Annotated in this window: 23 protein-coding genes and 1 tRNA gene; 13 read left to right on the top strand and 11 right to left on the bottom strand. The window is 71.4% G+C overall.

Features of this window, described 5'->3' with window-relative positions; genetic code table 11:
- Nucleotides 1-5 precede the first annotated feature (5 nt).
- On the bottom strand, nucleotides 6-1,379 hold the full coding sequence (locus ACH4UM_RS03555) for an ABC1 kinase family protein (RefSeq protein WP_398173062.1): 1,374 nt from the start codon (nucleotides 1,377-1,379) through the stop codon (nucleotides 6-8).
- Nucleotides 1,372-2,586 (bottom strand): TOMM precursor leader peptide-binding protein, encoded by a 1,215-nt coding sequence (locus ACH4UM_RS03560; protein ID WP_398173602.1) that lies wholly within the window; start codon nucleotides 2,584-2,586, stop codon nucleotides 1,372-1,374. Before ACH4UM_RS03560 ends, ACH4UM_RS03555 begins: the two co-directional genes overlap by 8 nt.
- 272 nt (nucleotides 2,587-2,858) lie before the next feature.
- Between ACH4UM_RS03560 and ACH4UM_RS03565 the strand changes: the two genes are divergently transcribed.
- The 4 genes from ACH4UM_RS03565 (at nucleotide 2,859) to ACH4UM_RS03580 (ending at nucleotide 6,772) form a co-directional block, all read left to right on the top strand.
- On the top strand, nucleotides 2,859-3,455 hold the full coding sequence (locus tag ACH4UM_RS03565) for a M48 family metallopeptidase (RefSeq protein ID WP_398173064.1): 597 nt from the start codon (nucleotides 2,859-2,861) through the stop codon (nucleotides 3,453-3,455).
- A gap of 138 nt (nucleotides 3,456-3,593) precedes the next feature.
- A complete protein-coding gene (locus ACH4UM_RS03570) occupies nucleotides 3,594-5,306 on the top strand; it encodes a TerD family protein (protein WP_398173066.1) in 1,713 nt (570 codons plus the stop codon).
- 12 nt (nucleotides 5,307-5,318) lie between these two features.
- Nucleotides 5,319-5,999 (top strand): AIM24 family protein, encoded by a 681-nt coding sequence (locus ACH4UM_RS03575; protein WP_398173068.1) that lies wholly within the window; start codon nucleotides 5,319-5,321, stop codon nucleotides 5,997-5,999.
- A gap of 17 nt (nucleotides 6,000-6,016) precedes the next feature.
- Complete coding sequence (locus ACH4UM_RS03580; RefSeq protein ID WP_398173070.1) at nucleotides 6,017-6,772, top strand: AIM24 family protein; 756 nt, start codon at nucleotides 6,017-6,019, stop codon at nucleotides 6,770-6,772.
- A gap of 55 nt (nucleotides 6,773-6,827) precedes the next feature.
- Here the strand turns inward: ACH4UM_RS03580 and ACH4UM_RS03585 are convergent, their stop codons facing one another.
- Both ACH4UM_RS03585 and ACH4UM_RS03590 read right to left on the bottom strand, forming a co-directional pair.
- On the bottom strand, nucleotides 6,828-7,349 hold the full coding sequence (locus ACH4UM_RS03585; protein WP_398173072.1) for an NUDIX hydrolase: 522 nt from the start codon (nucleotides 7,347-7,349) through the stop codon (nucleotides 6,828-6,830).
- Nucleotides 7,346-8,785 (bottom strand): zinc-dependent metalloprotease, encoded by a 1,440-nt coding sequence (locus ACH4UM_RS03590; protein ID WP_398173074.1) that lies wholly within the window; start codon nucleotides 8,783-8,785, stop codon nucleotides 7,346-7,348. The genes ACH4UM_RS03585 and ACH4UM_RS03590 overlap by 4 nt, the downstream gene beginning before the upstream one ends.
- Before the next feature lie 192 nt (nucleotides 8,786-8,977).
- Here ACH4UM_RS03590 and ACH4UM_RS03595 point away from each other — a divergent pair, with 192 nt between their 5' ends.
- From ACH4UM_RS03595 to ACH4UM_RS03610, 4 genes are all read left to right on the top strand, one after another.
- Nucleotides 8,978-10,090 carry an SDR family oxidoreductase gene (locus ACH4UM_RS03595; protein WP_398173076.1) on the top strand — a complete coding sequence of 371 codons (1,113 nt, stop codon included), beginning with the start codon at nucleotides 8,978-8,980 and terminating at the stop codon, nucleotides 10,088-10,090.
- A gap of 118 nt (nucleotides 10,091-10,208) precedes the next feature.
- A complete protein-coding gene (locus tag ACH4UM_RS03600; protein ID WP_398173078.1) occupies nucleotides 10,209-10,667 on the top strand; it encodes a molybdenum cofactor biosynthesis protein MoaE in 459 nt (152 codons plus the stop codon).
- A gap of 280 nt (nucleotides 10,668-10,947) precedes the next feature.
- Nucleotides 10,948-11,145 carry a hypothetical protein gene (locus tag ACH4UM_RS03605; RefSeq protein WP_398173626.1) on the top strand — a complete coding sequence of 66 codons (198 nt, stop codon included), beginning with the start codon at nucleotides 10,948-10,950 and terminating at the stop codon, nucleotides 11,143-11,145.
- Between the two features lie 51 nt (nucleotides 11,146-11,196).
- Complete coding sequence (locus ACH4UM_RS03610; protein WP_398173080.1) at nucleotides 11,197-12,294, top strand: PDZ domain-containing protein; 1,098 nt, start codon at nucleotides 11,197-11,199, stop codon at nucleotides 12,292-12,294.
- Between the two features lie 83 nt (nucleotides 12,295-12,377).
- Here the strand turns inward: ACH4UM_RS03610 and ACH4UM_RS03615 are convergent, their stop codons facing one another.
- Nucleotides 12,378-12,920, bottom strand: coding sequence for a PPA1309 family protein (locus tag ACH4UM_RS03615; protein ID WP_398173081.1), 543 nt, complete (start codon nucleotides 12,918-12,920; stop codon nucleotides 12,378-12,380).
- Between the two features lie 176 nt (nucleotides 12,921-13,096).
- On the opposite strand from ACH4UM_RS03615, the gene ACH4UM_RS03620 reads away from it, so the two are divergent.
- The 3 genes from ACH4UM_RS03620 (at nucleotide 13,097) to ACH4UM_RS03630 (ending at nucleotide 18,345) form a co-directional block, all read left to right on the top strand.
- Complete coding sequence (locus tag ACH4UM_RS03620) at nucleotides 13,097-15,997, top strand: UPF0182 family protein (protein ID WP_398173604.1); 2,901 nt, start codon at nucleotides 13,097-13,099, stop codon at nucleotides 15,995-15,997.
- A gap of 211 nt (nucleotides 15,998-16,208) precedes the next feature.
- Nucleotides 16,209-18,194, top strand: coding sequence for a tetratricopeptide repeat protein (locus tag ACH4UM_RS03625; protein ID WP_398173082.1), 1,986 nt, complete (start codon nucleotides 16,209-16,211; stop codon nucleotides 18,192-18,194).
- 77 nt (nucleotides 18,195-18,271) lie between these two features.
- Nucleotides 18,272-18,345, top strand: a tRNA-Met gene (locus ACH4UM_RS03630).
- A 225-nt stretch (nucleotides 18,346-18,570) separates the two neighbouring features.
- On the opposite strand, the gene ACH4UM_RS03635 is transcribed toward ACH4UM_RS03630, so the two are convergent.
- Complete coding sequence (locus ACH4UM_RS03635; protein ID WP_398173083.1) at nucleotides 18,571-18,987, bottom strand: Fur family transcriptional regulator; 417 nt, start codon at nucleotides 18,985-18,987, stop codon at nucleotides 18,571-18,573.
- 143 nt (nucleotides 18,988-19,130) lie between these two features.
- On the opposite strand from ACH4UM_RS03635, the gene ACH4UM_RS03640 reads away from it, so the two are divergent.
- A complete protein-coding gene (locus ACH4UM_RS03640) occupies nucleotides 19,131-20,582 on the top strand; it encodes a catalase (RefSeq protein WP_398173085.1) in 1,452 nt (483 codons plus the stop codon).
- 135 nt (nucleotides 20,583-20,717) lie between these two features.
- On the opposite strand, the gene ACH4UM_RS03645 is transcribed toward ACH4UM_RS03640, so the two are convergent.
- Nucleotides 20,718-21,119 carry a cyclic nucleotide-binding/CBS domain-containing protein gene (locus ACH4UM_RS03645; protein WP_398173087.1) on the bottom strand — a complete coding sequence of 134 codons (402 nt, stop codon included), beginning with the start codon at nucleotides 21,117-21,119 and terminating at the stop codon, nucleotides 20,718-20,720.
- Between the two features lie 148 nt (nucleotides 21,120-21,267).
- Nucleotides 21,268-22,068: a histidinol-phosphatase gene (hisN, locus tag ACH4UM_RS03650; RefSeq protein ID WP_398173089.1), complete on the bottom strand. Its 801-nt coding sequence runs from the start codon at nucleotides 22,066-22,068 to the stop codon at nucleotides 21,268-21,270.
- A gap of 262 nt (nucleotides 22,069-22,330) precedes the next feature.
- Between hisN and ACH4UM_RS03655 the strand changes: the two genes are divergently transcribed.
- The gene (locus ACH4UM_RS03655) at nucleotides 22,331-22,939 is read left to right on the top strand and encodes a TetR/AcrR family transcriptional regulator (RefSeq protein ID WP_398173091.1); all 609 of its coding nucleotides are present in this window, start codon (nucleotides 22,331-22,333) and stop codon (nucleotides 22,937-22,939) included.
- 22 nt (nucleotides 22,940-22,961) lie between these two features.
- Here ACH4UM_RS03655 and ACH4UM_RS03660 read toward each other — a convergent pair whose 3' ends face one another.
- From ACH4UM_RS03660 to aroA, 3 genes are all read right to left on the bottom strand, one after another.
- Nucleotides 22,962-23,285, bottom strand: a complete 324-nt coding sequence (locus ACH4UM_RS03660) for a DMT family transporter (RefSeq protein WP_398173093.1) — start codon at nucleotides 23,283-23,285, stop codon at nucleotides 22,962-22,964.
- Between the two features lie 120 nt (nucleotides 23,286-23,405).
- Nucleotides 23,406-24,416 carry a ribosome small subunit-dependent GTPase A gene (gene rsgA / locus ACH4UM_RS03665; protein WP_398173095.1) on the bottom strand — a complete coding sequence of 337 codons (1,011 nt, stop codon included), beginning with the start codon at nucleotides 24,414-24,416 and terminating at the stop codon, nucleotides 23,406-23,408.
- Between the two features lie 18 nt (nucleotides 24,417-24,434).
- Entirely contained in the window at nucleotides 24,435-25,763 is a 1,329-nt protein-coding gene (gene aroA, locus ACH4UM_RS03670) for a 3-phosphoshikimate 1-carboxyvinyltransferase (RefSeq protein WP_398173097.1), read from the bottom strand.
- Nucleotides 25,764-25,815: the final 52 nt, after the last annotated feature.

Below are 25,815 nucleotides of genomic sequence, written 5' to 3' on the forward strand. Positions count from 1 at the left end.
CCCGCTCAGGCCTCGGCGGCCGACTCCTCTCTCGCGCCGTCCTCCGCCTCGTAGACGAAGCCCGGCAGCCACTCCTCCAGCTCCTCCCTCAGCCGCACCGTGGACCCCAGCTGACACAGGACCCCGATCGTGCTGAGGGTGACACGGTGGATCAGCAGGTAGGCCGGGGGCAGGTTGAGCCGCTTGCCCAGCTGGTAGGCGGGGGAGCGGGGGTCGGCGATACGGGCCGCCTGGCTGCGCATCCAGCCGCGGGTGAAGGTGAACTCGTCGACCTGCGCCGGCTCGATGATCGGCAGGAGGTAGTCCAGGACGGCGTCGGGGTCCAGATCGATCGACTCCTTGACGAAGCCTTCCGTGCACAGCAGTTCGTAGACCGCCTCGGCCTCTCCGTCCAGCGTCATGCGCAGCGATTCGCCGATCGGCGACGGCAGGCCACCGGGCAGGCGGTCGACCGTGCCGAAGTCCAGGACGCCCAGGCGCCAGTCGCCTTCGCCGTCGGGGCCGCCGGGCAGGAGCCGGAAATTGCCCGGGTGCGGGTCTGCGTGCAGCAGTCCGGTGCGGGCGGGGCCGGAGAAGAGGAAGCGGGCGAGGAGCTGGCCGGCGCGGTCACGCTGCTCCCGGGTCCCGTCCGCGATCACCTCCGAAAGGGGGACGCCGTCGATCCACTCGGTGACCAGCACCTGCTCGCGTTGGTGGACCACTGCCGGGACGACGACGTCCGGGTCGTCGGTGAACTCCTCCGCGTGGGCCCGCTGGGCCTGGGCCTCCAGTCCGTAGTCGAGTTCCTCCGAGACCCGGTCCTTGAGCTCGGTGATCAGCGGCTTGATGTCCATGCCGGGGATCAGTGGACCCAGAAGGCGGGCGAAGCGGCTCAATTGACTCAGGTCGGACAGCAGGGCCTCGCCGGCGCCGGGGTACTGCACCTTGACCGCCACCTCACGGCCGTCGTGCCACACCGCGCGGTGCACCTGACCGATCGAGGCCGCCGCGGACGGCTTGTCCTCGAACTCCTCGAAAAGCTCCCGCCAGTCCTCGCCGAGCCGCTCGGTGAGCACGGAGTGCACGGTGCGCGTCGGCATCGGAGGTGCGGCCTCCTGCAGCTTGGTCAGCGCCGCGCGGTAGGGGCCGGCGACCTCCTCGGGCAGAGCGGACTCGAAGACGGACAGCGCCTGCCCGAACTTCATCGCCCCGCCCTTGAGCTCGCCGAGCACCTTGAAAAGCTGCTCGGCCGTGCGTTGCTGCAGTTCCCGGCCGACGAGCTCCGCGGACTCCCCGACGATCCGTTTGCCGAGTCCCCAGGTCGCTCTCCCGGCGAAACCGAGCGGGAGCGCGGCGAGCTTGGCGGTCCGGGTGACCGCCTTCCGGGGAAGATCAGACATGCGCCCTCCAAGTCCCAGCAGGCCGCGTCGCGTCCGCCTGACGGCATGGCGTCGACGACGGCCGTTGCCCCGCCATTGTCGCGCGTGGCCGCCCATCTTCTGAGGTGTCCTCGCCCACGGTATTCTCCGCCGCTCCGCATGGACACGCGGGATGCGGCCGGACCGGCCGTGAGTGCCAGTGCAGCCCGGGCACGGACACCTCCCACCGGACGCCCGCACTGGAGGGCGACTCGCCGTCCAGGAAGGCGAGGGCGTGCGCGGCCGCCAACCCCGCGACGGCCGCGGCGAGAGTCACGTCACAGGGGCGCACCTGGCGTGGTCTCGCGCAGCGCCACTGCGCCACCAGCCGCGGCCAGGTCGCGTCCCGGTCCGTGCGGCCCCGGTGCAGGCAGCCGGCGCAACTCGTCTCGCCGGGCAGGACGAGGGGGCCCACGACGCCCGTGCCCTCCACGACGCCGGCATACAGGTGAGGTGTCCCGGACTCGACGAGGTCGGCGGCCGCCGACGGGTCGGGGGCGTGCACGGCGATGTCGTCCCGCGGGGCGAGGACCACCAGGGAGAAGCCCGGGTCGGCCTCCTCGGCCGGTGCCCGCCGGCCGCGGCGCGCCGGGCGCTCCGGGGCCGCCCGGTGCACGGCCCGCCGCGCCGCGGCGTCCCTGCGCTCGCCGACGGCCTCGGCGGGCAGCCCGCCCGGAGCGACGTCCCAGGGTTCGACACAGCCGCCGTCGCGGACGTCGACCTCGCCGGCCCCCGCACCGGACAGCAGGGCGGCCAGCGCCGCCCCGACCCGGCCGGCGCCCCGTACCTGCACGCGCAGTCCGCGCCGGGCGGCCAGCCGTCCGATCGCCTCGCCGGGTTCGCGCGCGACCAGGGAGAGCGAGGCGAGATCGGGGCCCAGCCGTTCCATGACCTCCTTGTTCTCGCGCAGCGCCGCGGCCGCCGCACCGCCTCCCCGGGCGTCGTCCAGGAGACCGGCGCGGGCCAGCCGCTCCACGAGCCGGTCGACATGGCCCTCGGGCAGGTCCATGCGGTGCCCCTCCTCACGCAGCAGCGGCAGCCCGCGCGTGCCGTTGAGAAGGTCGAGGAAGCTGCCCGTCGCCGTGTCCATCGGCCCCAGCGTGAGCGCGTGCGCGGGCGTCATTCCGAACTGCACGGTGTTGAGATCGCGCCAGCCGCGCCGGAGCGCGGGTTTCACCATCGGATTCACGATCGGATGCATGCAGGCCCCCGTAGCCGGAAGAAAGTCACAGAAAGTCCCGTGTGCCGGTGAAGCCGGTCCTCGCTCCGCCGACGAGTGCCAGCATGCCCGGCCCGGCCGACCGGTGCGGAAAGTTGTCCACAGGTGGGCGGTATTCGTCGTACTGGTCGCATGAATCGGTCGCGAGAATCAGTCGTACGAATCAAACGCTTGGTGGGGGATCGGCAGGGAACCGTTCCGGACCCGGGACTTCTCGCACGTACAACCGGTAACGTCGGGGCGTGTCCGCCGACCCACTGCACCGCGCCGGAATGCCACAGCGCAGCAAGACGAGCCCGCCGCCGAGCGGCTCGGCGGCGAGCGCGATCGAGGTGCGCAGGAGCGCCCGCCGTCGCAGGACGGTCTCCGCGTACCGCGAGGGCGATCGCACCGTCGTGCTCATCCCCGCCCGGATGTCCGAGGCGGAGGAGCAGCGCTGGGTCAACGTCATGCTGGACAAGCTGGCCGCCCAGGAGAGCAGACGGGCCCTCGGCGACAGCGAGCTGGCCGAGCGCGCCGAGCGGCTGTCGGCCCAGTACTTCGCGGGGCGGGCCCGCCCCGCCTCGGTCCGCTGGGTCACCAACCAGAACACCCGCTGGGGGTCGTGCACGCCGGCGGAGGGCAGCATCCGTCTCTCGCACCGCCTGCAGGGCATGCCCGAGTACGTCGTCGACTACGTCCTGCTGCACGAGCTCGCCCATCTGCTCGTCCCCGGACACGGCCCCGACTTCTGGCGGCTGCTGGAGGCGTATCCCCGCACCGAGCGGGCCCGCGGCTATCTCGAAGGGGTGGTGGCGGCGGCCCGGCTGCCGCATCTGCCGGGTGTGCCCGGCGAGTGACCCCTTTGCCGGGCAGGGCGTCCGGCACGGCCGGGCAGGGATTGTGTACCGGGTCTGTACCGACTTCGTCCGGTGTCGGATTTTGCCGTTAGCCTGGCGCGACGCACTCGCATTAGGGATGGGGGACGGTCGTTACGCATGCCCAGGGAATTCCAACGCGGCCACAAGGCCAGGATCAGTGACCTGACCGCGGGCACGGATCTGTACGTCGGCGTGCAGATCTCGGCCCCCGGACTGACCTTCGACATCAGCTGCTTCGGTCTCGACGCCGACGAACGGCTCTCGGACGACCGGTACTTCGTCTTCTTCAACCAGCCGAAGTCCCCGGAGGAGTCCATCCAGCTGCTGGGCGCCCAGGCGGGCGACACGGAGTCCTTCCGCGTCACGCTCGACCGGATTCCGCCGCAGATCCAGAAGCTGTCGTTCACTGCGACGGTCGACGGCACCGGGCAGATGTCGCAGATCAACCCCGGATACCTGCGCATCGTGGCGGGTGGCGAGGAGGTGGCCCGGTACGCGTTCAGCGGCTCGGAGTTCTCCACCGAACGGGCCGTGATGCTGGGCGACCTCTACCTCAAGGACGTGTGGCGGTTCGCCGCGGTCGGCCAGGGCTTCGACGGTGGCCTCGATGCGTTGCTGAAGAACTTCGGCGGCGAGGTCCTGGAGGAGGAGAGCCCCGCCCCGGGCCAGGCCCCTCAGCAGCCCCAGGCCGGTGGCGCTCCCAGCTTCGCCCCGCCCGCCTTCGGCGCCCCTTCAGGACCCGCCGGACCCGCCGCGCCCGCACCGGCCCCGGCCCCGGCCGCTCCCGCGCCACAGCCCGCCGCGCAGGGCTTCGCGCCGCCCCCCGGCGCCACCCCGCCGCCCTCACCCGCGGCGCCCATGCCCTCGGTGCACGCCGCGCCGACCATCATCGCGCCCATGACGCCGCCGGGTGGGACCGTGCCGCCGCCCGCCCCGGCCCCCGCGCCCTACGGCCAGCCCGGCCAGCAGCCGCCGTACGGCCAGGTGCCCGGCCCGGCCGCGCCCCCGCCCCCCGGCTACGCCCAGCCCCAAGCGCCCCAGGCCCCGGCCCCGCCGCCCGGTTACGGTCAGCCCACGCCGCCCCCCGGCTACGGTCAGCAGCCCTACGGTCAGGTCCCGGGTCAGCCCGCACCCGCGCCGTACGGGGCCCCGCAGGGCGCTCCCCAGGGCGCCGGTATGGCCGCCGCGCTGCAGAAGTTCAAGGAGGCGCCCACCGGCCAGCGCTGGACGCTGCAGAACAGCAAGCTGGTCCGCGCCGACCTCGGCATGGGCGGCCAGCCCGTGCTGGCGCGGCAGGGCAGCATGGTGCTCTACCAGGGCAAGGTCGACTTCAGCTACAAGGGCGCCGGCTTCGCCGGCCGCATCGTGGGCAGCGCCACCGGACAGGAGATGCAGCTGATGCGCTGCACCGGCCACGGCCAGGTGTTCTTCGCCGAGAACTCCACCCATCTGCACCCGGTGGAGCTCCAGGGCGACGCGATCTGCGTCTCCGCCGAGAACGTCCTCGCCTTCGACGAGAGCCTGCAGTACGAGGTCCGCCGCATCGAGGGACACGGCATCCCCGGCGGCGCCCTGTTCACCATGCAGTTCCAGGGCACCGGCACCATCGTGGTCAAGACGCACGGCACGCCCGTCGTCCTGCCGGTCACGCCGACGACGTTCGTCGACTCCAACGCGGTCGTCGCCTGGTCGGCCGCCGCGCAGGTGATCGTCTCCAGCCAGGTGCGCATGCGCCGCAACGCCTACCCGGGCCACACCGGAGAGGGCGTCAACCTGCAGTTCCGGGCCGCGCCCGGCAACTTCGTCGTCGTCCAGCCCTACGAGGTCTAGAGGGAGCCCGTCATGAACCAGCCGCTCGCGGGCTACGCCCCCGCACCCGTCACGGCCCGCATGGAGAACCACGGCAGCCACATGCTGAAGGTCGCCATGCAGACCGGGAACGACCTCCTCGCGCGCGTGGGGTCGATGGTCGCCTACGAGGGTTTCATCCAGTACGAGCCCAACCCGCCGGCCGTGCGCCAGATCGCGCGCGACTGGATCACCGGCGAGGGGGCGCCCCTGATGAAGTGCTCCGGAGACGGCCTGCTCTACCTCGCCGACTACGGTGCCAACGTCGTCGTCATCAACCTGGGCGGCGACGCCATCTCCGTCAACGCCACCAATCTGCTGGCCTTCGACGCCAGCCTCCAGTGGGGCGTCGAGCGGGTCAAGGGCCTGGCGAAGTTCGCCGGGCAGGGCCTGTGGAACACGAAGATCTCCGGGCAGGGCTGGGTCGCGCTGACCTCCCGGGGCACGCCGATCGTCGTCGACTGCGGCGGCGGCGAGGACGAGACCTACGTCGACCCGGACGCGCTCGTCGCCTGGTCCCCGAACCTCAAGGTCAAGGGCAAGCGCAGCTTCAAGGCGCAGTCCCTGATCGGCCGGGGCAGCGGCGAGGCCTACCAGATGGCCTTCTCGGGTACGGGCATCGTCGTCGTCCAGCCCAGCGAGGACAGCACCGACCGCCTCCGGTTCCGGGGCTGAGGGGGAGACAGGACACCATGCAGAGCCCGCTTTTCGCCTTCAACGACGCCCAGACCCAGGAACGCTGGAGCCTGCAGAACAAGCAGATGCTGCGCGTCACCCTGGAGGGCCATGACGACATCCTCGCCCGCAAGGGCACCATGGTCGCCTACCAGGGCCTGGTCGAGTTCGACGCCGAGTACCAGAGCAACAGCCACGCACGCGCGCGTGCGTACACGGGCGAGGGCCTGGACCTGATGCGCTGCCACGGGCAGGGCACGGTCTACCTCGCCAACCTCGGCCAGTACGTCCATGTCATGGACGTGGAGCAGGACGGCCTGACGGTCGACAGCAGCTATGTGCTGGCGATGGACTCCTCGCTGCACCACGAGGTCATCGCCGTCGACAGCATGTACGGCATCTCCGGCTCCGGGAAGTACCAGCTGAACATCACCGGCCGAGGCAAGGTCGCCCTGATGACCTCCGGGGCGCCGCTGCTGATGCAGGTGACACCCGACAAGTACGTCAACTGCGACGCCGACGCGATCGTCGCCTGGTCCACCGGGCTGCGCGTGCAGATGCAGGCCCAGACGCACTCCTCCGGAGTGTGGCGGCGCCGGGGCAGCACCGGTGAGGGCTGGGAGCTCAGCTTCATGGGCAGCGGCTTCGCGCTCGTCCAGCCCAGCGAGCTGCTGCCGCCGCAGAACGCGGTGATCGGGCAGGGCCTGGCCGCGCAGTTCGGCATGGGGCAGCAGGGGGCGCGGGGGCAGAACCAGGGCAACGTCTGGAGCTGAACCCGAAGCAGGGGGGTGACCACCGAGGCGGTCACCCCTCACCCGTTGGGCACCTTCAGATCCGGGCCCGCGTGGCCTCCAGCAGCCGGACGACCGACTCGTCGGCCACGCCGGACACCTCGCCGTAGCCGAACCAGCGCAGGTCCAGGGACTCGTCGCTGATCTCCTGGACCGCGCCGGGCGGGGCCAGGACGGCGTACTGGACGTCGAGGTGCCAGTGGCACGGCGGCGGGATCGGATGCCGGTCCAGCCGCACCGGTCCGCCGGGCAGCAGCGTGAGCCCCGCGATGCCCGACTCCTCCGTGGCCTCCCGCAGGGCGGCGGCCTCCAGTGTGGTGTCACCGGGCTCGCAGTGGCCGCCCATCTGCAGCCACATCCGCAGCTTGCGGTGCAGCGTGAGCAGCACCCGGTCGTGCGCGGGATCGATCACGAGGGCGCTCGCGGTGATGTGGCCCGCGCGGCAGGCCTTCCACATGCCGTCCGGATGCGTCTGCAGATGGTCCAGGTAGGCCTGGCGCAGCTCTTCCTGCTCCTCGTACGCCTTCAGTACGAGGACCGCGTCGTCGTACAGGCTCACTCGGCGTCGTCGCCCCTGTCGTCCTCGTCCTTCTTGTGCAGGTCGGGCTTCTGCGCGGAGCCGCCGGCCGCCTCGCCGAGCATCTTGTCCAGCTCGGAGAAGTCCAGATGCTCACGGTGCACGAAGCCGTCCGGGTCGTCCAGGTCGGCCGCCGTCGGCAGCATGTCCGGGTGGGACCACAGGGCGTCGCGGCCCTCGACCCCGCGCGCGTCCGTGAGCGAGGCCCACAGGCGGGAGGCGTCGCGCAGGCGGCGCGGGCGCAGCTCCAGGCCGATCAGCGTGGCGAACGTCTGCTCGGCCGGACCGCCCGAGGCCCGGCGGCGGCGCAGCGTCTCGCGCAGCGCGTCCGCGGACGACAGGCGCGGCTTGGCGGCCGCGTGCACCACCGCGTCCACCCAGCCCTCGACGAGCGCCAGGGCGGTCTCCAGACGGGCCAGGGCGGCCTTCTGCTCCGGCGTGTCCTCCGGCTGGAACATGCCCTGCTGGAGTGCGTCCTGCAGCTGCTCGGGGTTCTGCGGGTCGAACTGGCCGACCACGTCCTCCAGCTTGGCGGTGTCGACCTTGATCCCGCGCGCGTACCCTTCGACCGCGCCGAACAGGTGCGAGCGCAGCCACGGCACGTGCGCGAACAGGCGCTGGTGGGCCGCCTCGCGCAGCGCGAGGTACAGCCGCACCTCCTCCTGGGGCACGCCCAGGTCCTTGCCGAAGCTCTCGATGTTCACCGGCAGCAGCGCGGCCCGGCCGGCCGGGCCCAGCGGCAGGCCGATGTCGCTCGAACCGACGACCTCGCCGGCCAGCACGCCGACGGCCTGCCCGATCTGGGTACCGAACATGGCGCCGCCCATGGAGCGCATCATGCCGATCAGCGGGCCGGCCATGGCCTGCATCTCCTCCGGCAGCACGTCGCCCATGGCGGTGCCGACGCGCTCGGCGACCGGGTCGACGAGCTCCTGCCAGGCCGGCAGGGTCGCCTCGACCCACTCCGCGCGGGACCACGCCACCGCGGAGGCGGCGCCGGACGGCAGGGAGGTCACGTCGTCCAGCCAGTGGTCGGCGAGGCGGACGGCCTCCTGTACGGCGGAGCGCTCGGCGGGGCCGACGCTCGCGTCCTTGGTGCCGTCGGAGGTGCCCTGGGAGACCGTCTGGCGGGCGATCTGCTTGGCCATGTCCCAGTTCACCGGGCCGCCCTCGTAGGAGAGCATCTGGCCGAGCTGCTGGAAGGCGGCGCCCAGGTCGGTGGGGTTCAGCGAACCGAACATGGCTGCGAGCGGATTGTCGGCGCCGGGCCCGCCAAGGCCTCCGGCGCCGGGCAGCCCGAAACCGAACGGGTTGGCCGGTCCCTGGTCACCACCGCTCTGCTGGTCCTTCTTCTTGCCCTCGTCGCCGTCGTCCGGCTCCTCCGGCGGAAGGCCGAATCCGAATGGGGTGTCACTCACGGGGTTCCTCGGCTGGTAAGGCCACCGGTTCTCTCCGGCGGCGCGGCTGCCCGACAACACCACCCAGCCTAGACACCGCGGGCGGATCGGGCCTCGGTGCTTCGCCGACAGGACGCCTGCGGCAGGATGGATGCCACCTGGTACGTACGCGTCATTCGCGTACGTATGGAAGACAACCGCTGGAGACGCCCGGTGAGTTCCCCAGATCCACAGGTTCGCGCAGCGCGAAACCATGAGAGCACTCCCGCCGTGCGCGGGCCCGTCGTCGCGGTCACCGGAGCCGCGGGCGGGGTCGGTGCGCTGCTGACCGAGCGGCTGGCCGCGTCCGGCGAGGTCAGGCAGGTGATCGCCATCGACGAGCGGCGCGGGGAGTGTGCGGCGGCGCAGTGGCACATCCTGGACGTGCGGGATCCCGCGATCGCCGACAAGCTGCGCGGCGCCGACGTCGTGGTGCACCTGGCGCTCGACCTCGACCTGGAGACCGACCCCGCCGCCCGTACGGCCTACAACGTCCGGGGGACGCAGACCGTGCTGACCGCGGCCGCGGCGGCCGGTGTGCACCGGGTCGTGCTGTGCACCTCGGCGATGGTCTACGGGGCGCTGCCGGACAACGAGCTGCCGCTGTCGGAGGACGCGGAGCTGCGGGCGACCGCCGAGGCGACCGGCGTCGGGGACCTGCTGGAGATCGAACGGCTGGCGCGGCGCGCGCCGCGGGCACACCCCGGGCTGAACGTCACCGTCGTCCGGCCGGCGGTACTCGTCGGTGGCACCGACACCGCGCTGACCAGGTATTTCGAGTCGCCGAGGCTCCTTGTCGTGGCCGGGTCGCGGCCCGCGTGGCAGTTCTGCCACGTCGAGGACCTGTGCGGCGCGCTGGAGTACGCCGTGCTGGAGAAGGTCGACGGGGAGCTGGCCGTGGGGTGCGACGGGTGGCTGGAGCAGGAGGAGGTCGAGGAGCTCAGCGGGATCCGGCGGATGGAGCTGCCGTCGGCGGTCGCGCTGGGGGCAGCGGCCCGGCTGCACCGGATCGGGCTCACGCCGTCTCCGGCCGGGGACCTGGCGTACACGATGTACCCGTGGGTGGTGAGCGGCAGCAGGCTGCACGATGCCGGGTGGCGGCCCAGGTGGACCAACGAGGAGGTCCTCGCGGAACTGCTGGAGGAGGTCTCCGGGCGGCACACGGTGGCCGGGCGGCGGCTGGGGCGCAAGGACGCGACGGCGGCGGGGGCGGCCGGGGCGACGGTGGCGCTGCTGGGCGCGGCGGCGGTCGTACGGCGGGCCCGGAAGGCGCGGCGGCGCATCTGATGGGGGCGTTGCGGCCGGCCGGGGCCGGCGGGCCTGTGGGAGGCTCCAAAGCCCCACCCGCGCGTGCCGGGTGATAGCGCCATTTCCCGTGGTCCCGCGCGTGCGGCACGATTGAGTCATGGCACCCACCGATGACCACCCAGGCGAGCATGTCGCCGCCGACCCCATCAAGCTGATCGGCATCCGGGAGACCCCCCTCTCCCTGGACGAGGTCTTCCAGGCCGTCGGGGACGACGCCGCCGGCGGTACCGCCCTGTTCGTGGGGACCGTGCGGAACCATGACGGGGGTGCCGACGTCGACGGGCTCGGGTACTCCTGTCATCCCAGTGCCGAGGCCGAGATGCGGCGGATCGCCGAGAAGGTGGTCGCGGAGTACCCGGTGCGGGCGCTGGCGGCCGTGCACCGCGTGGGGGATCTCAGGATCGGGGACCTCGCCGTCGTCGTCGGCGTGTCGTGTCCGCACCGGGGGGAGGCCTTCGAGGCCTGCCGGAAGCTGATCGACGACCTCAAGCACGAGGTGCCGATCTGGAAGCACCAGAGGTTCTCCGACGGGACCGAGGAATGGGTCGGCGCGTAGCGCCGTCGTTGAGGGGTGGTGGCCGGGTGACGGGAGGGCGGGTCGGCGCGTAGCGCCGTCGTTGAGGGGTGGTGGCCGGGTGACGGGAGGGCGGGTCGGCGCGTAGCGCCGTCGTTGAGGGGTGGTGGCCGGGTGACGGGAGGGCGGGTCGGCGCGTAGCGCCGTCGTCGAGGGTGGTGTGTCCGGCCGAGCCTCCCAACTCCCCTGCAGTTCCGGTTGCGTAACCGGACCCCTGGCGTGAGCGTTGTCAGTGCGGACGGTTAGTCTGCTGATCAGTCGGTTGCGGTCGCTCAATTGGGGTTGGGAGGTCGGCATGGCGGTGCTCGCCTGGTTGCTGATTCCGCTGATGGCTGCGATAGGCGCCGGGCTCTGGGGGACCTGGGCGAACCGGACCCGCAAGGCGCGCAGCGACGGTCCCGAACTGGACGGGTACGCACGTTTCCGCGAGGCCATGGAGAGGTCCCACTCCAGCACGTGAGCAGGGCGGCCCTGACGGTGCGCTGACAGATGCGTCCCGTACTGTCGAGTCATGCCACGCCGCACCGCGACGATGCTCGCCTCCACCCTGATGCTGATCGCGCTCCTGTGCGCGGGAGTCTTCCTCCCCGTGCCGTACTCGGAGATGTCCCCGGGACCGACGGTCAACACCCTCGGTGAGCACGACGGCGAGCCGGTGCTGCAGATCTCCGGGCGCAAGACCTATCCGACGGACGGCCATCTCAACATGACCACCGTCCGGGTCACCAGCGCCGACTACCGGATGAACCTCGTAGAGGCGGTCTACGGCTGGCTGGCGCACGACGACAAGGTCGTCCCGCACGACACGCTCTACCCGGACGGCAAGACGGAGGAGCAGTCGACCCAGGAGAACGCCGAGGAGTTCAGCCAGTCCCAGGAGAGCGCCAAGGTCGCCGCCCTGAAGGAGCTCGGTGTCCCGGTGCGGTCCTGGGTGATTGTCTCCACGGTCGTCAAGGGCACCCCGGCCCAGGGCAGGCTGCATGCCGGTGACGTGATCAAGGCCGTCGACGGCACGACGGTCAAGCAGCCCGCCGACGTCGCCAAGCTGGTCACCAAGCACAAGCCGGGTCAGGACGTCGTCTTCACGATCGTGCCCGCCAAGGAGCAGGCCGCGGCCGAGAAGGCGCAGAAGCAGGCGACCACCACCAAGGACATCACCATCACGACGGTCCAGTCCGACGACACCGGCGTCAAGCGCGCCATCGTCGGGATCTCCGCCGGGACCGACCACACGTTCCCGTTCACGATCGACATCAAGCTCGCCGATGTCGGCGGTCCCAGCGCCGGTCTGATGTTCGCCCTCGGCATCTACGACAAGCTCACCCCGGGCAGCCTGACCGGCGGCAAGTTCGTGGCCGGCACCGGGACGATCGACGACGAGGGCAAGGTCGGCCCGATCGGCGGCGTGGAGATGAAGACCGTCGGCGCGCGCGACAGGGGCGCCCAGTACTTCCTGACGCCCGCCGACAACTGCGCGGCCGCCGCCAAGGACACCCCCTCGGGGCTCACCCTCGTGAAGGTGAACACCATCGGTGACGCGCTGGGTGCCCTGCAGGACATCCGCTCCGGGCAGACCGCGGACCTCCCCAAGTGCACGGCCAAGGGCTGAGAGGCGCTCGGTAGAGGGGGCGGGGGCGCCCTCTACGTCATGGGCGCCCCCGCCCCCTCTGCCGGAGAGCCGTGCGAGCGGCCTCAGTCCTCGAAGGTCGCCGCCAGGGCCTCCGCCAGACCCGGTACCAGGCCGGCGCCCGTGAGGACCTCCGTGGCGGAGTCCTTCTCGCGCAGGCGCAGGGCCGACTCACGGGCGCCGTCACGCAGGACCGCGACCGTCATACGGACCTCCTGGCGCTCGGGGTGCTCGGCCACCCACTTGGCCAGCTTGGCCCCGTCCAGCCCCTTGGGTACCTGGGCCTCGGCGGTGGGGGGCAGCATCAGACGCTCCACGGTCAGCGCGCATCCGGCCACCGCGTCGGGCCAGGCGATGGTGCCGAGGAACTCGTCGAGCGGCCGGTCCGCCGGGATCTCGTCCTGCTCGATCGGGGTGAGACCGGAGGTCTCCTGCTCGTCCTCCAGGCCGAGCTGGGCCGCGAGGGCGGGTTCCTGGGTCCGCAGCCGCGCGGTGTCTACGAGGGCGAAGAGGCGAGCGGGCTGGTCCCAGCCGAGGCCGGAGGCGTACTCGTCGATCTCGAGTACGGCCCGGGTGAGCGGGCTCGCTGCCATGGGAGTGTTGGACATGGTCACAATCCTGCCTCGTTCCCTCCCGGAATCGGGAACCGAGTAAACGGTGAGTAAGTTGCATAGGTGTGGGCCCGCGATCTCGGGGGCGCACCGTACGGTCCACGGACACCGGGGCCTGACGCAACGACAGCGAACCAACAGCGAACTTCGAGGTGCGCACCTTGGCTTTCCAGATGCCGGACCGCGGCGGAGGCCCGACGGGGCCGCGGATCAGAGTCGGCCGTCCGTCCCGGCGAGTCCGGACCCTGCTGATGACTCTGGGCGTCCTTGCCGTCCTCGGCATGGCGTTCACGATGTTCGCGGGCTTCTGGACGGACTGGCTGTGGTACCGGTCGGTGCACTACTCGTCCGTGTTCACCATCACGCTGTGGACGAAGATCGGGCTGTTCTTCGTCTTCGGTCTGCTGATGGCGGCCGCGGTCGGCTTCAACATCTGGCTCGCGCACCGGCTGCGGCCCCCGCTGAGCGCCATGTCGATGGAGCAGCAGAGCCTGGACCGCTACCGGATGGGCATCGCACCGTACAAGAGGTGGCTGCTGTGCGGCGTCACCGCGCTGGTCGGGCTGATCGCGGGTGCCTCCGCGTCGAGTCAGTGGCGGACCTGGCTGATGTGGGTCAACGGCGTGCAGTTCGGCCAGAAGGACCCGCAGTTCCATCTCGACGTCTCCTTCTACGCCTTCGACCTGCCCTGGTACCGCTTTCTGCTGGGCTTCGGCTTCGCCGCGACGATCCTGTCCCTGATCGCCGCCGCGCTCACCCACTACCTCTACGGCGGGCTGCGCGTCACCAGCCCCGGCGCCCGGGCCACGGCCGCGGCGACCGGGCACCTGTCGGTGCTGCTCGGCGTCTTCGTCGCCCTGAAGGCGGTCGCGTACTGGCTCGACCGGTACGGACTGGCTGTCAAGTCCAGCGACTTCAAGGCGACGGGCAACTGGACGGGCCTCAGGTACGTCGACGCCAACGCCTATCTGCCGGCCAAGACGATCCTCTTCTTCATCGCCGTCATCTGTGCGCTGCTGTTCTTCGCCACCCTGTGGCGGCGCACCTGGCAGCTGCCGGTGATCGGCTTCGGCCTGATGGTGCTCTCGGCGATCCTCATCGGCGGCCTGTACCCGGCGATCGTGCAGAAGTTCCAGGTCCAGCCCAACGAGCAGGCCAAGGAAGCCCCGTACGTCGCGAAGAACATCAAGGCCACGCGTGAGGCGTACGGCATCGACGACGCCAAGGTGTCGGAGTACGCGGGCACGAGCACCGCCAAGGACAAGTCGACGCTGCGCGACGACGTCGACAAGACCGCGAGCATCCGCATCCTGGACCCGAACATCGTCTCGCCGACGTTCCAGCAACTCCAGCAGATCCGGAACTACTACACGTTTCCGAACAATCTGGACGTCGACCGCTACACCAGGGACGGCAAGGTCCAGGACACGGTCCTCGGTCTGCGCGAGCTGAACCTCGCCGGTATCCCGAAGAAGAACTGGATCAACAACCACTTCCGCTACACCCACGGCTACGGCGTCGTCGCGGCCAAGGGCACCGAGGCGGACAGCAACGGCCAGCCCGTCTTCACCGAGTCCGACCTGCCGTCCACCGGTCAGCTGGGGACGTACCAGCAGCGGGTCTACTACGGCGAGAAGACCACCACGTACTCGATCGTCGGCGGTCCCCAGAAGGAGATCGACTACTCCGACAACGACGGTGAGAAGACCACCAGCTACCAGGCCAAGAGCGGGGTCAGCCTCTCCAGCCCGATCAACCGGGCTGCGTACGCGGTGGCGTTCGGCGAGCCGCAGATCCTCTACTCCGGCGCGATCGGGGAGGGCTCGCGGATCCTGTACAACCGCACGCCCAAGGAGCGCGTCGAGGCGGTGGCCCCCTGGCTGACCATCGACGGCGACGCCTACCCGGCGGTGGTGGACGGCCGCATCCAGTGGATCGTCGACGCCTACACGACCACGAACGGATACCCGTACGCCTCCCGTACGACCCTCGGCGACACCACGGCCGACTCGCTGACCGCGACGAACAACTCGCGCGCGGTGGTCGCCCAGCAGAACCAGGTCAACTACATCCGCAACTCGGTCAAGGCGACCGTCGACGCCTACACCGGCGAGGTCAAGCTCTACCAGTGGGACACCAAGGACCCCGTCCTGAAGACCTGGATGAAGGCCTTCCCCGGGACGGTCGAGCCGAAGACCGGCATCTCGCCGGATCTGATGGCCCATCTGCGTTACCCGCAGGACCTGTTCAAGGTCCAGCGTGAGCTGCTCACCCGCTACCACGTGCAGGACGCGCAGACGTTCCTCAGCGGCAGCGAGGTGTGGCAGGTGCCGGACGACCCGACCAACAAGTCGGGCAACGCGGTGCCGCCGTACTACCTGACCATGAAGATGCCCGACCAGGGCGCCCAGGCGTTCTCGCTGACGACGACGTTCACGCCGAACGGCCGGGACAACCTGAGCGCCTTCATGGCGGTCGACTCCCAGGCGGGCACGCCCGACTACGGCCAGATCAGAGTCCTGAAACTGCCGACCAGCACGACGGTCGGCGGCCCGAAGCAGGTGCAGAGCCAGTTCAACTCCAACTCCCAGCAGAACATCGCCGAGTTCGTCCGGCTCATCAGAGGCGGCGACTCCGAGATCGAGTACGGCAATCTGCTGACCGTCCCGCTCGACGGCGGACTGCTCTACGTGGAGCCGGTCTATGTGCGCGGCGGGCAGCTCAAGTACCCGCTGCTGCGCAAGGTGCTGGTGACCTACGGCGGCGCCACCGCGTTCGAGGACACCCTCGGCCAGGCCCTCGACAAGGTCTTCGGAACGTCGGGTGCGACGCCTCCGCCGTCGGACACCGGCACCGGCAATCCACCGGCGTCGGGCAACCCGACGGTCCAGCAGGCCCTGAAGGACGCCCAGAAGGCACTGGACGACAGCCAGGCCGCCCTGAAGAAGCCGCAGGTCGACTGGCAGGCGTACGGCAAGGCGCAGAAGGATCTGCAGGACGCGCTGAAGCGGGCCGAGGAGGCGCAGGCCAAGGCCGGTAAGCCCGGCGGCGGAAACGGCGGGAGCGGCGGCTGACCGCTCCTTGACCGAAGGCCCGGATCCCGCTGCGGATCCGGGCCTTCGTGGTGTGCGAACGCATGTGCCGACCTGTGGGACGGTCGTGCCGCCGCGGGGAGTTGGGCCATCTGTGTTTGACTTGTCTCTCTGTGGGCATGTCGACAAAACGCTGAAGTGACCTCACTGGCTGCGGTATACCAGGTGTACCCAGGTTGCAGGTGGTGCGACGATGGACGTTATGGGGGACAAGGTAACTCTGTTCGAGACAGGGCGATTTGTGCGGGCTTCGGATCCAGGGGAGTCCGCGGAGTCCAAGGCGTCCGCCGGGACCGGGGAGTTTCTGGAGACCGTCGAGTCGGTGGAGAGCGTGGAGGCCGTCGAGTCCGTGGAGTTCGTGGAGGCCGTCGAGTTGGTGGAGCCCGTGGACTCCGCGGGGGCGCTGGTGTCCGCGGAGATCGGGGACGGAACCCGGGACGAGACGGGCGCGGCGGCCGACGAGGTCGCCGAGCTGGCGCGCCGCCGGCTCGCCGCCGAGACGGGCGACGTCGAGGCGATGAGCGTCCTCGGCGCCATGCTGCTGCGCCGTGGCGATCTCGATGCGGCCGAGACCCATCTGCGGGCCGCCACCGCGGCCGGCGACCGCGCCGCCGCCAACAACCTGGGAGTCCTCCTCCACCAGCGTGGATACGCCGACGAGGCCGCCGGATGGTGGCGCATCGCCGCCGTGGCCGGCTCCGCGGCGGCCGCCCACGCGCTCGGACGGCACCACCGCGAGCGGGGCGACGAGCCCGCCGCGGAGTACTGGCTGCGCCAGGCGGCCGAGCAGGGGCACGTGCTCGGCTCGTACGCGCTCGCCGATCTGCTGGAGCACCGCGCGGACGCCGGGGCCGAGCGCTGGATGCGGGTCGCCGCCGAGCGGGGGCACCGGGAGGCGGCGTACCGGCTGGCGCGGGCACTGGACCGGCGGACCGCAGCCGACTGTGACGGTGACAACGGTGTCGGCGGGCTGGAGGAGGCCGAGCAGTGGTACCGGCAGGCCGCCGCGCGCGGCCACCGGCGGGCCGCGCTGCACCTCGGCGCGATCCTGGAGAAGCGGGGGGAGCTCAAGGAGGCCGGCCGCTGGTACCTGACCTCCGCCAAGGACGGCGAGGCGCGGGCCGCCTGCGCGCTGGGGTTCCTGCTGCGGGACGCCGGTGACAGCGAGAGTGCGGCCGTGTGGTGGCTGCGGGCCGCGCAGGACGGCGACGGCAACGCGGCCAACGCGCTGGGCGCGCTGCACGCCGAGCGCGGCGAGACCCAGACCGCCGAGCGCTGGTACCGGGCGGCGATGGACGCCGGCGACGTCAACGGCGCCTACAACCTCGGGCTGCTCTGCGCCGAGCAGGGCCGGACCACCCAGGCCGAGCAGTGGTACCGGCGCGCGGCCTACGCCGGGCACCGGGAGGCGGCGAACGCGCTGGCCATCCTGCTGCTGCAGGGCGGGGACGAGACCGGGGCCGAGCCGTGGTTCTCCAAGGCCGCCGAGGCCGGCAGCGTGGACGCCGCGTTCAACCTGGGCATCCTCTACGCCGGGCGGGGCCTGGAGGCCGAGGCCCTGCGGTGGTACGAGCGGGCGGCGGGCGCCGGGCACACGGAGGCGGCACTGCAGGTGGGGATCGCCCGGCTGCGTTCGGGCGACGAGCAGGAGGCCGAGCGGCATCTGCGGTGCGCGGCCGGGGGCGGCAGCACGGAGGCCGCGTACCGGCTGGCGACCGTGCTCGACGCGCGACGGCCGCCGGTGCCCGCGCACGAGCTCGGGGAGTCGACGGTCCACGAGAAGACCGAGTGCGAGGGGTGGTACGAGCGGGCGGCCTCCCAGGGGCACCGGCGCGCGCAGGTGCGGGTCGGCATGCTGGCCGCCGCCCGGGGCGACGTGGTCGAGGCCGCGCGGTGGTACCGGACGGCCGCGGAGGCCGGGTCCCGCAACGGCGCGTTCAATCTGGGGCTGCTGCTCGCCCGGGAGGGCAGTGAGCCGGAGGCGGCCGTGTGGTGGGCACGGGCCGCGGACGCCGGGCACGGACGGGCGGCGCTCCGGCTGGCTCTCGTCTACGCGCGTCGGGGCGAGCTGGCCGAGGGGCAGCGCTGGGCCGACCGGGCCGTGGCGCTCGGACCGGCTGAGGTCGCGGAGCGGGCGGCGCGGCTCCGGGACGCGCTGCGCGAGGAACTGTCGGCGTGACGCCGGGTCCACCGGAGCGGCTCCCCGGAAGCGATTTGCCTCTTCTCCCGTCGATCACGTAGTGTTCTATTCGTCGACGCGGGGTGGAGCAGCTCGGTAGCTCGCTGGGCTCATAACCCAGAGGTCGCAGGTTCAAATCCTGTCCCCGCTACTGAAGGCCGAGGGCCGGAATCCGATCAAGGATTCCGGCCCTCGGTGTTTGTCCCCCCCTGCCCCCTGCCCCCTTGCCTCCCTCGCCCTCAAGATTCGAGTGCGGCTGCCTCGTCGCCGCCCGAGTGCGGCGAGAACATCGCCCGTGTGCGACGAAACCCCGGCACCTCACTGGTGCCGGGGTTTTCGCGTAGGTCTCGTGCTCGGGCGCCGCCGCAGCCCGCGGTCAGGCCGCCGCGCAGTTCGGGCAGAGCCCGCGGTACGTCACCTCGACGTCCGAGACCGTGAAGCCGAAGCGCTCCGAGTCCGGGAGGTCGGCCAGCGGGTTGCCGCTCGGATGGACGTCGCGGATCGCGCCGCAGCCGGCGCAGACCAGGTGATGGTGCGGCTGGTGCGCGTTCGGGTCGTACCGCTTGGCGCGCCTGTCCGTGGTGACCTCGAGCACCTCGCCGAGCGTCACGAGCTCGCCCAGCGTGTTGTAGACGGTCGCCCGGGAGATCTCGGGCAGCTTGGCGACAGCCCGGGCGTGGACCTCGTCGGCCGTCAGATGGACGTGTTCGCCGTCGAGGACCTCGGCCACGACGCGCCGCTGCGCGGTCATCCGCCATCCGCGGCCGCGCAGCCGTTCCAGAAGGTCACTCATAGCCGCCAGCTTAACAGCAAGGGGAACAGTTTCCGAACGGGTGTGACTTTAGAGCTCAACTTGACTTGGATATTGTCCAATGTAGGATCGAGATCGGCTTTGGCCAAGGGACAGGAACAGACGCAAGTGGCGCAGGAGGCGACGTGACCCAGGGACCGCTCACGACGGAGGCCGGTGCTCCGGTGGCCGACAACCAGAACAGCGAGACCGCGGGCGCCGGCGGCCCCGTGCTCGTCCAGGACCAGCTCCTGCTGGAGAAGCTGGCCCACTTCAACCGTGAGCGCATCCCGGAGCGTGTGGTGCACGCCCGTGGCGCCGGGGCCTACGGCACCTTCACGGTCACGGCCGACGTGACGAGGTACACCCGGGCCAAGTTCCTCTCCGAGGTCGGCAAGCAGACGGAGACCTTCCTCCGTGTCTCCACCGTGGCCGGCAACCTCGGTGCCGCGGACGCGGTCCGCGACCCGCGCGGCTTCGCGCTGAAGTTCTACACGGAAGAGGGCAACTACGACCTCGTCGGCAACAACACCCCGGTGTTCTTCATCAAGGACGCCATCAAGTTCCCCGACTTCATCCACACGCAGAAGCGCGACCCCTACACGGGCTCGACGGAGATGGACAACGTCTGGGACTTCTGGAGCCTGTCGCCGGAGTCCACGCACCAGGTGACCTGGCTGTTCGGTGATCGCGGCATCCCGGCGTCCTACCGCCACATGGACGGCTTCGGATCGCACACCTACCAGTGGAACAACGAGGCCGGCGAGGTCTTCTGGGTCAAGTACCACTTCAAGACCGACCAGGGGATCAAGTGCCTCACCCAGGAGGAGGCCGACAGGCTCGCCGGTGAGGACCCCGACTCCCACCAGCGCGACCTGCGCGAGGCGATCGAGCGCGGCGAGTTCCCGTCCTGGACGGTCGGCGTGCAGATCATGCCCGCCGCCGATGCCGCCGGCTACCGCTTCAACCCGTTCGACCTGACCAAGGTGTGGCCGCACGCGGACCACCCGGTCATCGAGATCGGCAGGCTGGAGCTCAACCGCAATCCGGAGAACATCTTCGCCGAGGTCGAGCAGTCGATCTTCTCCCCGGCGCACTTCGTGCCCGGGATCGGCCCGTCCCCGGACAAGATGCTCCAGGGCCGTCTGTTCGCCTACGGCGACGCGCACCGCTACCGCGTCGGCATCAACGCCGACCACCTGCCGGTGAACCGCCCGCACGCCACCGAGGCGCGCACCAACTCCCGTGACGGCCATCTCTACGACGGCCGCCACAAGGGCGCGAAGAACTACGAGCCGAACAGCTTCGGCGGCCCGTTCCAGACGGACCGGCCGCTGTGGCAGCCGCTGCCGGTCTCCGGAGTCACCGGCGACCACGAGGCGCCGGTGCACGCCGAGGACAACGACTTCGTCCAGGCTGGCAACCTCTACCGGCTGATGACCGAAGAGGAGAAGGACCGTCTGATCGGCAACCTGGCGGGCGCCATCTCCCAGGTCTCGCGCGAGGACATCGTCGAGCGCGCGATCGGCAACTTCCGCCGGGCGGACGGCGACTTCGGCAAGCGGCTGGAGGCCGCGGTGCAGGCACTGCGGGGCTGAGCTCCAGCAACTGGACCGCTTGTCGTGGCCGGTGGGCCGGGTTTCTTCGGGGCCCGGCCCGCTCTCGTCGCGGACCGGCCCTCTCCTGTCGTTGTCCGGCCCGCTCTTGTCGCGGACCGGCGCGTAGGCGGGTGCTCAGGCGGGCACCTGCTCCGCGTGCTGCCGGGCCGGTGCCCAGCAGCGGATGATGTCGCGGACCGAGACGATGCCCGCCGGTTCGCCGCCGTCGAGGACGATGAGATGGCGGAAGCCGCCGTGCGCCATGGCGCGGGCCGCCTCCTCCAGCGTCCAGGACGGGGCGGCGAACACGACGTCGGTGGTGGTGTGGGCATGGGCGGGCTCCGCGTCCGGGTTCTGGCCCAGGCCTACGGAGTTGAGGATGTCGCGTTCGGTGAGGATGCCGATTCCGCCGGCGTCGGGGTCGTAGACCACGGCCGCGCCGACCCGGCGGGCGGACATCAGGGCTGCGGCCTGGCGGAGGGTATGGGCGGGGCCGATGGTGAGGACCACCGTGCTCATGGCGTCGCGGACGAGCATGGGATGGAGCCACCTCCTGAGGAATCCGAGCTAGTTCACGGATTCACAAGTTCACAAGTGGGGGGACTCTTAGAGTTGCAGGTAAAGCGGTAGTCAACAAGAGGGCGCGCGCGGCCGGTTGGGGGCGTGCGCAGGCGTCTCCCGTTTCTCAGTGGCGCCTGTTGAGATACCCCAGCATCTCGTCGTGCAGCAGTCCGTTCGACGCGGCCGCGTTGCCGCTGTGCGGGCCGGGACGGCCGTCCAGGCCGGTGAAGGTGCCGCCGGCCTCCGTGACGACGATCGCGTTCGCCGCCATGTCCCACAGCGACAGCTCGGGTTCGGCACACAGGTCGACCGAGCCCTCGGCGACCATCATGTAGGGCCAGAAGTCGCCGTAGGCGCGGGTGCGCCAGACCTCGCGGGTCAGATCCAGGAATCCGTTCAGGCGGCCCTGCTCCTCCCAGCCGCTCAGCGAGGAGTACGCGAAGGAGGCGTCCGCCAGGTTCGCGACCCGCGAGACCTGGAGCCTGGACGCCTTCGACAGGCTGCGGCCGCTGAACGCGCCGTGGCCCTTCGCGGCCCACCAGCGGCGGCCGAGGGCGGGAGCCGAGACCACGCCCACGACGGGCTGGTAGCCCCCTTCGCCCGCCTCCGTCAGGGAGATGAGCGTGGCCCAGACAGGGACGCCGCGGACGTAGTTCTTGGTGCCGTCGATCGGGTCGACGACCCAGCGGCGGGGGCCGGTGCCCTCGATCCCGTACTCCTCGCCGAGGACCGCGTCGCGGGGGCGGGCGCGTTGCAGCTGGCCGCGGATCAGTTCTTCCGCCGCCTTGTCCGCTTCACTGACCGGTGTCATGTCCGGCTTGGTGTCGACCTTGAGGTCGAGGGCCTTGAAGCGGTCCATGGTGGCGGCGTCGGCCGCGTCCGCGAGAACGTGGGCAAGGCGCAGGTCGTCGAGGTAGTCCGGCATGTAGGAACCGTATCCGTCCGGGGGGTAGGGGGCTACAGGGGGCCGGGACGGCGGGGAGGCGTGGCAGGGACGGCGGGGGACCGTGGCCGGGACGCCGGGACGCCGGGACGCCGGGACGGCGGGGAGCCGTGGCGGTGGGCGCGGGCGGCGCGGACCCGACGCAAGGTGGCCGACAAGCGCCCCCTCGGTGCCTTCACGAACCCTTGACAGTGCATCCGCACGCGTCAAATCTGGGCGCAGAGTCGCTCGCCCCAGGGAGGCGATGATGCCTGCAGCGCGGGAATCCCTGCTGGACGCCGCCTATTCGGCGCTGGCGCGCCGGCCGTGGTCCGCCGTGCGGATGGTGGACGTCGCCGCGGCGGCCGGAGTCTCCCGGCAGACGCTGTACAACGAGTTCGGCAGCAAGGAGGGGCTGGCCCGGGCGCTGGTCAGAAGGGAGGCGGACGGCTATCTGGCCGGGGCCGAGCGCGCGCTGGCCACCCCTAGTGATCCGCGCGAGAAGCTCACCGCCGCCGCCGAGTGGACCGCCTCGGCGGCCCGTGGGAACGCGCTGGTCAAAGCGATGCTCACCGGTTGCTGGAGCGAGCGGCTGCCCTCGCTCACGCTGTCGGCGGTGCCCTCCTCCTCCGCCGTGCCGGCGCAGCGCAGGGCGGACGGACCGCTGCCCTCGCCCGGCGACTTCGTGGCGATCGTCCGCGACCGTGCCGTGGCCCTGCTGGCACCGCCCGGCACACCCCGCGCGGACGGCGCGGACCTGGCCCGCACCTGCGAGCTCGTGGTCCGCCTCGCCCTGTCCTGCGTCGCCGCCCCGCCGGGCGAGGGAGGGGTGGCCGAACTCGTACGCGGGGTCCTCAGCCGCCAACCGGTCTGACGGCCAGCGGAGTTGTACCGCCTCAGTGCGCGGAACCGGACAGCTGCAGCCCGATCACGCCGATGATGACGAGGCTGATCGAGACGATCTTCAGCGTCGACACCAGGTCGCCCAGGAAGACCATGCCGTAGATGGCGGTGCCCGCCGCGCCGATGCCCGTCCACACCGCGTACGCCGGGCCCACGTCCAGCTTCCTCAGGGACAGGGTGAGCAGGCCGAAGCTGCCGAGGGCGAAGGAGCAGAAGGCGATGGTCGGCCAGAGTCTGGTGAAACCGTGGGACAGCTTCAGACACACGGCGAAGCCGGTCTCGAGCAACCCGGCCACAATGACCAGCAGCCACGCCATGTGCTGTCCTCCCGTGCGTTCGCGTGCCGTGACCGCTTCGTCATGCTTGGGGCAGGTCTGGATCCGACTCCGTGCGATTATGCACTTGCCGCACCGCGCCGCAGGCAAACAACGCGGAGGTCAGTCGCCTTCCGTCCGTTCCCGCGTGGCCAGCAGCCGGCGCAGCGAGTACAGCCGCGCCGGGTCCGCGTGCCCCTCGGCGACCCACTGGTCCAGCGCGCAGTCCGGCTCGTCGTGACTGCATGCGCGCGGGCAGCCCTCCGTGCCCGGCCCCAGGTCGGGGAAGGCATGGATGACACGGGAGGGATCGACGTGCGCGAGGCCGAACGACCGTACGCCAGGGGTGTCGACGACCCAGCCTCCGGCGCCGCCCAGCGGCAGCGCGAGCGCCGAGGTGGTGGTGTGCCGGCCGCGGCCCGTCACCGCGTTCACATGGCCCGTCACCCGCCGCAGGTCCTTTGGCACCAGCGCGTTGACGAGCGTCGTCTTGCCGACACCGGAGTGGCCGACGAACGCCGTGACCTTCCCGTTCAGCTGCTCGCGCACCCGGTCGGCGGCGTCGCCGTTCTCCAGTTCCTCGCGGCTGGTGACGACGTAGGGGATGTCCAACGCCCCGTACAGTTCGAGGAGTTGGTCCGGTGGGGCCAGGTCCGACTTCGTCATGACCAGGAGCGGCGTCAGGCCGCCGTCGAACGCCGCCACCAGGCAGCGGTCGATCAGGCGGGGGCGCGGCTCGGGGTCGGCGAGCGCGGTGACGATGGCCAGCTGGTCGGCGTTGGCCACGACCACGCGCTCGTAGGGGTCGTCGTCGTCCGCCGTGCGGCGCAGTACCGAGGTGCGCTCCTCGATGCGGACGATGCGGGCGAGGGTGTCCTTCTTCCCGGACAGATCGCCGACCAGGGCGACCTGGTCGCCCACGACCGCCGCCTTGCGTCCCAGCTCGCGGGCCTTCATCGCGAAGACCGTACGGCCCTCGACGAGGCACGTCAGCCGCCCCCGGTCGACCGTGAGCACCATGCCCTCGGCGGCGTCCTCGTGCTTGGGCCGGATGTGGGTGCGCGGCCGGTTGCCCCGCCGGTTGGGGCGGGAGCGGATGTCGTCCTCGTCGGTGTGCTTGCCGTAGCGGCGCATGACCTGGTCCTCGCGTCCCTACGACCCGAGCATCCCGGTCCACAGCTCGGGGAAGTCCGGCAGGGTCTTCGCCGTCGTCGCCACGTTCTCGATCTGCACACCCTCGACCGCCAGGCCGATGATCGCACCGGCGGTCGCCATGCGGTGGTCCTCGTAGGTGTGGAAGATCCCGCCGTGCAGCCGGCGCGGGCGGATGTGCAGTCCGTCGGCCGTCTCGGTCACATCACCGCCGAGCTCGTTGATCTCCTTGGTCAGCGCGGCCAGCCGGTCCGTCTCGTGCAGCCGCAGATGGGCCACGCCCCGCAGGGTCGAGGGCGAGTCCGCCAGCGCCGCGACGGCCGCGATGCCCGGCGTCAGCTCGCCGACCTCGCCCAGGTCGACGTCGATGCCGTGCACGGACCCCGAACCGGTGAACACCAGGCCGGACTCGGTGAGTTCGCAGGAACCACCCATCTCGGTGAAGATCTGCCGCAGCCGGTCACCCGGCTGGGTCGTCCGGGCCGGCCAGTCCGGGACGATCACCTTGCCGCCGGTGACCAGCGCCGCCGCCAGGAACGGCTGGGCGTTGGACAGGTCGGGCTCCACGGTCAGGTCCCGGCCGAGCAGGGCGCCCGGCGTGACCCGCCAGACGTTCGGCTCGCCGCCCGACTCCGGGGTGTCCACCTGGGCGCCCACCGCGCGCAGCATGTCGACCGTCATCCGGATGTGCGGCATCGACGGCAGGGTCGAGCCGACGTGCCGGACCTCGACGCCCTGGTTGAAGCGCGGGCCGGACAGCAGCAGGGCGCTGACGAACTGGGACGAGGACGAGGCGTCGATCTCGACGGTCCCGCCGTCCAGCGCCCCGCCGCCGTGCACCGTCAGCGGCAGCGCGCCGCGGCCGCCGTCGTCGATCCGGGCGCCGAGGGCGCGCAGCGCGTCGATGACACCGTGCAGCGGGCGCTCGTAGGACCGGGGGTCGCCGTCGAAGCGGATGGGACCGTCGGCCAGCGCGGCGACCGGCGGCAGGAAGCGCATCACCGTGCCCGCGTTGCCGACGTCGACCGTGGCCGGGCCGTGCAGGCCCGCGGGGATCACCCGCCACGCCTCGCCGGAGCCCCCCGCACCGGAGGCGGAGGACACCGTCTCCTCGATGCCGACACCCATCGCGCGCAGGGCGCCCGCCATCAGCAGTGTGTCGCGGGAGCGCAGCGGGCGGCGCAGCCAGCCCGGCTCGGAGGCGAGGGCGGCGAGCACCAGGGCGCGGTTGGTGACCGACTTGGACCCGGGCACGTGGACCGTCGCGTCGACGGCTCCGCTCGCGTGCGGGGCGGGCCAGAGGGCGGTGTGTGCGTTGTTCGGGGCCATGGGCCCACTTTATAAGGAGGTGGTTGCACGGGCCGTCGTCCGGGCGCGGCGC

The organism is Streptomyces sp. NPDC020801 (genome assembly GCF_044334385.1).
GTDB lineage: Bacteria > Actinomycetota > Actinomycetes > Streptomycetales > Streptomycetaceae > Streptomyces.

Excerpts from the sequence above, each read along its gene's own strand:
- ACH4UM_RS03555 (WP_398173062.1), bottom strand. The coding sequence starts at position 1,379 with ATGTCTGATCTTCCCCGGAAGGCGGTCACCCGGACCGCCAAGCTCGCC.
- ACH4UM_RS03570 (WP_398173066.1), top strand. The coding sequence starts at position 3,594 with ATGCCCAGGGAATTCCAACGCGGCCACAAGGCCAGGATCAGTGACCTG.
- ACH4UM_RS03575 (WP_398173068.1), top strand. The coding sequence starts at position 5,319 with ATGAACCAGCCGCTCGCGGGCTACGCCCCCGCACCCGTCACGGCCCGC.
- ACH4UM_RS03580 (WP_398173070.1), top strand. The coding sequence starts at position 6,017 with ATGCAGAGCCCGCTTTTCGCCTTCAACGACGCCCAGACCCAGGAACGC.
- ACH4UM_RS03600 (WP_398173078.1), top strand. The coding sequence starts at position 10,209 with ATGGCACCCACCGATGACCACCCAGGCGAGCATGTCGCCGCCGACCCC.
- ACH4UM_RS03610 (WP_398173080.1), top strand. The coding sequence starts at position 11,197 with ATGCCACGCCGCACCGCGACGATGCTCGCCTCCACCCTGATGCTGATC.
- ACH4UM_RS03615 (WP_398173081.1), bottom strand. The coding sequence starts at position 12,920 with ATGTCCAACACTCCCATGGCAGCGAGCCCGCTCACCCGGGCCGTACTC.
- ACH4UM_RS03620 (WP_398173604.1), top strand. The coding sequence starts at position 13,097 with ATGCCGGACCGCGGCGGAGGCCCGACGGGGCCGCGGATCAGAGTCGGC.
- ACH4UM_RS03625 (WP_398173082.1), top strand. The coding sequence starts at position 16,209 with ATGGACGTTATGGGGGACAAGGTAACTCTGTTCGAGACAGGGCGATTT.
- ACH4UM_RS03635 (WP_398173083.1), bottom strand. The coding sequence starts at position 18,987 with ATGAGTGACCTTCTGGAACGGCTGCGCGGCCGCGGATGGCGGATGACC.
- ACH4UM_RS03645 (WP_398173087.1), bottom strand. The coding sequence starts at position 21,119 with ATGCTCGTCCGCGACGCCATGAGCACGGTGGTCCTCACCATCGGCCCC.
- hisN (WP_398173089.1), bottom strand. The coding sequence starts at position 22,068 with ATGCCGGACTACCTCGACGACCTGCGCCTTGCCCACGTTCTCGCGGAC.
- ACH4UM_RS03655 (WP_398173091.1), top strand. The coding sequence starts at position 22,331 with ATGATGCCTGCAGCGCGGGAATCCCTGCTGGACGCCGCCTATTCGGCG.
- ACH4UM_RS03660 (WP_398173093.1), bottom strand. The coding sequence starts at position 23,285 with ATGGCGTGGCTGCTGGTCATTGTGGCCGGGTTGCTCGAGACCGGCTTC.
- rsgA (WP_398173095.1), bottom strand. The coding sequence starts at position 24,416 with ATGCGCCGCTACGGCAAGCACACCGACGAGGACGACATCCGCTCCCGC.
- aroA (WP_398173097.1), bottom strand. The coding sequence starts at position 25,763 with ATGGCCCCGAACAACGCACACACCGCCCTCTGGCCCGCCCCGCACGCG.